Source organism: Trueperella sp., from assembly GCF_043424875.1.
Classification (GTDB): domain Bacteria; phylum Actinomycetota; class Actinomycetes; order Actinomycetales; family Actinomycetaceae; genus Trueperella.
The window spans coordinates 1-7,280 of sequence record NZ_JBHWPL010000095.1 but is presented as its reverse complement, the minus strand read 5'-3'; the positions used below and the strand labels follow the sequence as shown (position 1 = coordinate 7,280).

Annotated in this window: 7 protein-coding genes and 1 pseudogene; 3 read left to right on the top strand and 5 right to left on the bottom strand. The window is 61.5% G+C overall.

Features of this window, described 5'->3' with window-relative positions:
* Positions 1-25 precede the first annotated feature (25 nt).
* A complete protein-coding gene (locus ACHFFR_RS08275) occupies positions 26-904 on the bottom strand; it encodes a neutral zinc metallopeptidase (RefSeq protein ID WP_394263796.1) in 879 nt (292 codons plus the stop codon).
* 123 nt (positions 905-1,027) lie between these two features.
* Here ACHFFR_RS08275 and ACHFFR_RS08270 point away from each other — a divergent pair, with 123 nt between their 5' ends.
* Both ACHFFR_RS08270 and ACHFFR_RS08265 read left to right on the top strand, forming a co-directional pair.
* Positions 1,028-2,644 (top strand): ABC-F family ATP-binding cassette domain-containing protein, encoded by a 1,617-nt coding sequence (locus ACHFFR_RS08270; RefSeq protein WP_394263795.1) that lies wholly within the window; start codon positions 1,028-1,030, stop codon positions 2,642-2,644.
* A gap of 13 nt (positions 2,645-2,657) precedes the next feature.
* Entirely contained in the window at positions 2,658-3,146 is a 489-nt protein-coding gene (locus tag ACHFFR_RS08265) for a SixA phosphatase family protein (RefSeq protein WP_394263794.1), read from the top strand.
* A gap of 51 nt (positions 3,147-3,197) precedes the next feature.
* Here ACHFFR_RS08265 and ACHFFR_RS08260 read toward each other — a convergent pair whose 3' ends face one another.
* The 3 genes from ACHFFR_RS08260 to ACHFFR_RS08250 all read right to left on the bottom strand — a co-directional run bounded on the left by ACHFFR_RS08260 (position 3,198) and on the right by ACHFFR_RS08250 (position 5,701).
* Positions 3,198-3,404: a DUF6767 domain-containing protein gene (locus ACHFFR_RS08260; protein ID WP_394263793.1), complete on the bottom strand. Its 207-nt coding sequence runs from the start codon at positions 3,402-3,404 to the stop codon at positions 3,198-3,200.
* Positions 3,397-4,311 (bottom strand): phosphoserine phosphatase SerB, encoded by a 915-nt coding sequence (gene serB / locus ACHFFR_RS08255; protein WP_394263792.1) that lies wholly within the window; start codon positions 4,309-4,311, stop codon positions 3,397-3,399. Before serB ends, ACHFFR_RS08260 begins: the two co-directional genes overlap by 8 nt.
* A 142-nt stretch (positions 4,312-4,453) precedes the next feature.
* Complete coding sequence (locus ACHFFR_RS08250; RefSeq protein ID WP_394263791.1) at positions 4,454-5,701, bottom strand: glucose-1-phosphate adenylyltransferase; 1,248 nt, start codon at positions 5,699-5,701, stop codon at positions 4,454-4,456.
* A gap of 121 nt (positions 5,702-5,822) precedes the next feature.
* Between ACHFFR_RS08250 and glgA the strand changes: the two genes are divergently transcribed.
* On the top strand, positions 5,823-7,043 hold the full coding sequence (gene glgA / locus ACHFFR_RS08245) for a glycogen synthase (RefSeq protein WP_394263790.1): 1,221 nt from the start codon (positions 5,823-5,825) through the stop codon (positions 7,041-7,043).
* A 3-nt stretch (positions 7,044-7,046) separates the two neighbouring features.
* Here glgA and ACHFFR_RS08240 read toward each other — a convergent pair.
* A pseudogene (locus ACHFFR_RS08240) lies at positions 7,047-7,202 on the bottom strand (DUF3499 family protein); the annotation flags it as partial.
* Between the last annotated feature and the right edge of the window lie 78 nt (positions 7,203-7,280).

Here is a 7,280-nt window from a genome sequence, read left to right as displayed (position 1 = left end):
CCGCCACCTTCGTCCGTTCAGATATTTACGGCTGGTCGATCGACCACGTATCGCAGGTGCCGTAGGTGCCACCGTTGATGCCGTTGGTGAGCCATTCCATGCGCTTGTCGGCAGAACCGTGTGAGAAGTTGTCAGGATTGGCCTGCATGCCGGCGTTTTCCATGATCTTGTCGTCACCCACGGCCTGCGCGGCGAGCAGGGCGTCCTCAAGCTCGGCCTGGGTGGGCGGAACCATGAACGTCGTGCCCGCTTCATCGGTCGTGTATGCCGCGTTGTGAATCCACGCGCCGGCTAGGCAGTCTGCCTGGAGCTCCGAGCGAACCATCGAGGAATCCTCGCCCGAGGAGCGGTGATCCACCCTGTTCAGGTCGCCCGTCAGCAGCTGCATGTGGTGGCCGTATTCGTGGGCGAGAATGTAGAGCTGGGCGAGAGCCTCGTTCTCAGCGCCCATGTTGTCGAGCTGCTCGAAGAAGGACACGTCAATGTAGATTCCCTGATCGCCCGGGCAGTAGAAGGGTCCCATCTGCGAGGAGCCGGTTCCGCACGCCGTCTGAACCGAACCGCTAAAGAGTGTCAGAGTCGGGGGAGTGTAACTAATCCCCATCTCCTCGGAGACCTGATCAGACCAGTAGGCGTCCAGCGAATTCTTTCCGGCCACCATGCGGCACTCGACGTTCTCGTTCGCATCCGCGCCGGTCCGGCACTGCTCTTCGAGACTTTGGCCGGGAGGCTCGTTGGCGGGAGCTTCAATGGCCGTACCCAAATCTGGAACCTGACCGGTGATCATGAAGTACAAAATGGCACCGATGAGTCCAAAACCGCCAAGGCCGCCACCAATGGCTGCGCCGCGCCCGCCGCGCCTAGTTCCACCGGTGTTGAGCCGAGCATTTTCATTAAAGGTCATGAGCTACGCCCTTTCGAGTCGTCGGCGTTGCCGCCGTCACGAAATTGTATCGCTTACAGATGCGAATTGTGATGCTTTCGCGCGAAGGTGGTTCCCGCGCTCTCGGGCATTACACTGGTCTGCGTGATTCAAGCTCAAGACCTCCACATGCGCATTGGCCAGAGGGTCCTCCTACACGATGTCAACGTCAATGTTGATCGGGGCAAGCGCATCGGACTTGTGGGGCGAAACGGAGCGGGCAAGACGACGTTGCTGCGGTTGCTTGCGGGCGAGAGCGCCAATTCCGACGTCGTTGAGCGTCAGGGCACAATACATCGCCGTGGCACCATCGGGTATCTTCCTCAGGACACGCGCGTGGGCGACACGAGCCAGATCGCCAGGGAGCGCATCCTCTCCGCCCGCGGAATCGAATCGATGCTTAGGCGCATCAAGCGCGCGGAGCGCGAGATGTCCACCTTTGACGGGCCGCGCCAGCAAAAGGCCATTGAACGCTACGCGCGTCTGGACGCCGAGTTCACCGCGGCCGGCGGGTGGGCGGCCAACTCGGAGGCCGCGCGCATCACGGCAGCGCTCGGACTTCCGGATCGAGTATTGGAGCAGCCGCTGGAGACACTCTCGGGAGGTCAGCGACGCCGGGTCGAGCTGGCTCGCGTCCTGTTCTCCGGCGCCGAGACGCTCCTGCTCGACGAGCCCACAAACCACCTCGATCACGATTCGATCATGTGGCTGCGCGACTGGCTCAAGACGTATCCGGGCGGCTACGTCATCGTCTCGCACGCCGTGGAATTGCTCCGCGAGACGGTCAATACGGTGTGGTACCTCGATGCGAATCGATCGACCCTCGACGTGTACTCGATGGGCTGGGACCACTACGTCAAGCAACGCGAGGCGGACGAACGTCGTCGTCGCCGAGAGCGCCAGAACGCCGAAAAGAAGGCCGCCGCCCTCCGCGCACAGGCCGACAAGATGCGGTACAAGGCAACAAAGGCTGTGGCCGCTCAAAACATGGATAAGCGAGCCGAGCGAATGCTCGCGGATCTCGAGGACGAGCGAGCGCAGGAGAAGGTGGCTAACCTGCGGTTCCCCGATCCCGCGCCGTGCGGCAAGACACCACTCATGGCAGAGGGGCTGACCAAATCGTACGGCTCGCTCGAAGTGTTCGCGGGTGTCGACCTCGCGATTGATCGTGGCTCACGCGTGGTGATCCTCGGCCTGAACGGCGCCGGAAAGACGACGCTGCTGCGCCTGCTCTCGGGAGTCGAGCAGCCGGACAGCGGGGAGATTCAGCCCGGCCACGGTCTGAAGATCGGCTACTACGCTCAGGAGCACGAATTCATCGACCAGACGAGCACCGTGTATGAGAACATGCGCCGCGCTGCGCCCGACGAATTCGACGACACCGACGTGCGCAATGTCCTCGGTTCCTTCCTCTTTTCCGGCGACGACGCCGATAAGCCGGCCTCCGTGCTCTCCGGCGGCGAGAAGACCCGGCTCGCGCTGGCAACGATCGTCGCATCGGCGGCGAACGTGCTACTCCTCGACGAGCCGACGAACAACTTGGACCCTGCCTCACGCGAGAAGATCCTCGATGCGCTTCGCACATACGAGGGAGCGGTGGTCCTGGTGACCCACGATGAGGGCGCCGTGACGGCTCTCGATCCCGATCGCGTGTTGCTCCTGCCAGATGGCGATGAGGATTTGTGGTCGGAGGACTATATCGACTTGATCTCGCTCGCTTAGATAGGGTGGTGGCATGAAAACACTTGTGATCATGCGCCACGCCAAGGCAGCTAACGGCTCACCCGACCATGCACGCCCGCTTAATGAGCGCGGACGACGGCAGGCCGGACACGTCGGGGGAGAACTCTCGCGCGTCGTCGGTACGATCGACACGCTGTTCGTATCTGACGCGAACCGCACCCGCCAGACACTCGATGCATTGACGTCCGGAGGCCTCGACGTCAGTGACGTATCGGTTGAACCGCGGCTGTATTCGGCCGGCGGGGACGAGGTCATTGACATCCTTCGCGGCGAAGCCGAGGGAGACATCGTCATGGTTGTTGGCCACGAGCCGACCATGTCGGCCGTCGCCTTCCAACTTTGGGATCGAGCCGGCGAAGCCGAGTTCGACCGCGGCTTCCCGACGTCCGGCGCGGCGGTCTTCCAGTTCGACGGCGAGTGGGCCGACCTTCCGGTTGGCGGCATGTCGCTCCACCACTTCGTGACCGCGCCCCGGCCTTGATAATCTGGCCCCTGAGAACTCGGCGCCTAAGGTATCGGCGCCTGAGCTTCCCTAAGACTTGTCGGTACTGGCGCTAAGCCGCTCGGCGCGCTTCTTCTTGTTGTATTCTGCTCGCCGGCGCTGCCACTCGGTGCGCAGTTCAGGATCGTCCATGACGAGCTTGACCGTCTGGCAGTCTTCGGGGCCGGTCACGTATAGCTGACACAGCGTGCACGGCTCGCCGAAGCGAATCGGGCATTCGGGAGCGGGTTTAGCCATCGATATCCCACCCGACAAGGGCGGCGATCGCGTCCAATCGAGGAAAGTTAATAGCGCAATCGGCATTCTCAAGAACAATCGGCTTGCCCATGAAGGACACGCCGAGGCCGACATGATCCATCATCGGAAGATCGTTCGCGCCATCGCCGGCGCACAGAATCATCTCCGGGGGAATCTGCCACTCATCTTGCCAACGAATAATGTTCGACACCTTCGCCTCGGCGTCGATGATGTCCCCGTAGGTTCGGCCCGTCAGCGAATCGCCCTCGACCTCTAGTCCGTTGGCCACGTAGGTGTCGATGCCACTTCGCTCGGCGAGTGGCCCCACAACCTCGCTAAACCCGCCAGAGACGAGGCCAAACTTGCCGTTGCGGGCGTGGACGGCGTCGACGAGGCGCTGCGCGCCCTCGGTGAGGCGGATGTCTGCGAAGACGTCGTCGAACACTGAGCTTGGAACGCCCTCGAGCGTCGCCACGCGCTGTTCGAGTGACACCGCGAAGTCGAGCTCCCCGCGCATGGCGGTTTCCGTGACCTGGCGAACCTCGTCCTCGCGCCCCGCGTGCGCCGCGAGCATCTCGATGACCTCGGTGGTGATAAATGTTGAGTCCACGTCCGTGACGACGGCGGCCGGGCCGTTCTCGGCCATCGGGCCGGTGATAAACGCGGAGTCGATCGCAAGGGCCATCGCCGGCCCGCGCATCTCGCCCTTGAACTTCTCCAGCGAATCCGAATAGGGGCCAATGCGATTGTCGGAGAGCTCAAAGAACCACGTGATCGCATTCAACCCGACGGAACGAACCTCGCGCTCGTCAGGATGCGCCTCGACATCGGTGATCGTTTGCCTGATGTGGTGGATCAGCGCGCTCGGGATCGGCCGGCTCGAGACCATGGAAAATCGGACATTCATAGTTCAAGCCTAATCCTCCGCCCGAACAATGCAAGACCGTGTCACGGTGGGCGAACATACGTGCGCTCACAGATCGTGGTGGCATGAAAAGGGCCGGCAGTTTCGCCGGCCCTGTTCACAGTAGACCTGTATTTTCAGTAGGTCAGTGCATCCGAACTGTTGCTCCCTTGGGAACGACGACGATGCCCGACTCCGAGACGTGGAAGCCACGCGCCCGGTCGTGCTCATGATCGATGCCCACCTGTGCGCCTTCTTCAACCGTGACGTACTTGTCAAGGATTGCGCCGACGACGGTGGCGTTGCGGCCGACCTGGACGCCGTCGAAGATGACGGAATCGCGCACCGAGGACCACGAGTTAACACGCACGTGAGGCGAGAGCACCGAGCCGATAACCTCGCCGCCCGAAATGATGACGCCGGGGGAGATGATCGAATCGAGTGCGTGGCCAAGACGCTCGCGGTGGCCGTACACGAACTTCGCTGGGGGAAGGCCCGTGTAGCCCGTGTAGAGCGGCCACTTGTCGTTGTACAGGTTGAAGATCGGGTTGACGGAGATGAGGTCCATGTTGGCCTCGTGGAACATGTCGATCGTTCCGACGTCGCGCCAGTAGTTGCGATCGCGATCTGTGGCGCCGGGGACGTCGTTAAAGGTGAAGTCGTACACGCCGCAGTCGTTGTTCTCAACGAACTTCGGCACCATGTCACCGCCCATGTCGTGATTCGAATCCGGGTTCTCGGCATCCTCGTGAAGTGCTTCGTACAGCGCGTCGGCCGTGACCACGTAGTTGCCCATCGACGCGAGGATCTCGTTCGGCGAATCCGGCAGGCCATCAACCTGTTCCGGCTTCTCGAGGAACTCGCGAACCTTCTTCTGGTTATTCGGATCGGTATCGATCACGCCGAATGACGTAGACATCTCGATCGGCTGACGGATGCCCGAGATGGTCATGCCCACACCCTCTTCGATGTGCTGTTCGACCATCTGCGAGAAGTCCATGCGGTAGATGTTGTCCGCGCCGGTGATTAGGACGATATCGGGGCGTTCGTCGTCGAGAATGTTGAGCGACTGGAAGACGGCGTCAGCCGAACCAGAGAACCAATCCTTCGACACTCGCTGCTGCGCGGGCACGGGCGCGATGTAGTTGCCCAGGAGCGAGGACATGCGCCACGTCTTCGCGATGTGACGGTCGAGGGAATGCGACTTGTACTGGGTCAAAACGACCGTCTTCAGATAGCCCGAGTTGACGATGTTCGACAGCACGAAATCGATCAGGCGGTAAGTGCCTCCGAACGGAACGGCCGGCTTGGCACGATCCTGGGTAAGGGGCATGAGGCGCTTTCCTTCGCCTCCCGCAAGGACAATGGCAAGTACACGTGGTTTTGATCTCATAGGGCTCACTCTAGTAGGTCAGGAGCCAAATTTGGCGCAATTCACAAAATTGACCATCGCCCAAGATAGGCTAGGTAGAGAACGTTTCCACAGCGTCGTCTTTATCTAGAAAGGAAGACTAATGAGAGTCGATCTACTCACTCGCGAATTCCCGCCACACGTCTACGGCGGTGCAGGTGTTCACGTCACCGAACTTGCCAAGGTGCTCAAGGCACACGCCGAGGTTCATGTTCATGCCTTCGACGGGGAACGTGAGGGAGCGTCAGGGGACATCACGATCCACGGCTACGACGAGGTCGATGAGCTCAAAGATGCGAACGCGACGATCAAGACGCTCGGGGTCGATCTTCTCATCGCAGATAAGACCGGCGACGCCGACATCATTCACTCGCACACGTGGTACGCCAATATGGCCGGCCACATTTCCAAGTTGCTCCACGAAACTCCCCACGTGATTTCGGCTCATTCTCTCGAGCCGCTTCGCCCGTGGAAGCGCGAGCAGCTCGGTGGCGGCTACGCCGTCTCGTCGTGGATTGAGAAGACTGCTTATGAGGCAGCCGACGGCATTGTGGCCGTCTCCAACGGCATGCGCGATGACATCCTGCGCTCCTACCCGAACGTGGATCCGGACAAGGTTCGAGTCATCCACAACGGCATTGACCTGGACGAGTGGAAGGCGCCGGAGACGGACGAAGAGTGGGAGACCGCCCGGGAGTACTTCCGCTCCTACGACCTCGACCCCGACAAGCCGACCATCATCTTCGTCGGTCGCATCACGCGGCAAAAGGGCGTGCCTGGATTGCTTCGCGCGTTGCAGTACGTCCCGGAGGACGTTCAGGTGATCTTGTGCGCGGGTGCGCCGGACACGAAGGAGATCCTCGAAGAGACTCGCAAACTCGTCGAAGATCTGCAGAAGGATCGAGACGGCGTGGTGTGGATTGACGAGCACCTGCCGCACGAGAAGATCGTGGCGCTTGAAGCGTGCTCGACGACGTTCGTGACCCCGTCCGTGTACGAGCCGCTTGGAATCGTCAACCTTGAGGCCATGGCCGTCGGACTGCCCGTCGTCGGCACCGCAACCGGAGGGATTCCGGACGTCATCGATCACGGCGTGACCGGCACGCTCGTACCGATTGAGCAGAAGCAGGACGGCACGGGAACCCCGCTCGACCCCGACAAGTTCGAAAAGGATCTCGGTGAGGCGCTGGCGGAGATGGTCGCAGATCCGGAGCGCGCCAAGGAGATGGGCGTGGCCGGGCGCAAGCGCGCCGAGGATCACTTCTCCTGGGAGACGATCGCGGTCAAGACGATGGAGTTCTACAACGACATCCTTGGTCAGTAATCCACGGATCTCGCGCTGGGCCGGCGTCGGTGGCGGCACATCGCGGCGGGATGCCTCCCGGATGGCGTCGGCAAGGGCGAGCAGGTCGTCAGTGGAGGGCGGCGCCTCCTCGAACTCCGTTTGGAGGCGAACCATCTGCCAGCCAACCGGAGATCGGAATCATGATGGCGAAGAATGGGATGGTGGCCAACTGCAGCTGCAGGAACTCGAAGTAGGGGATGGAGAGGCCCAGGCCTG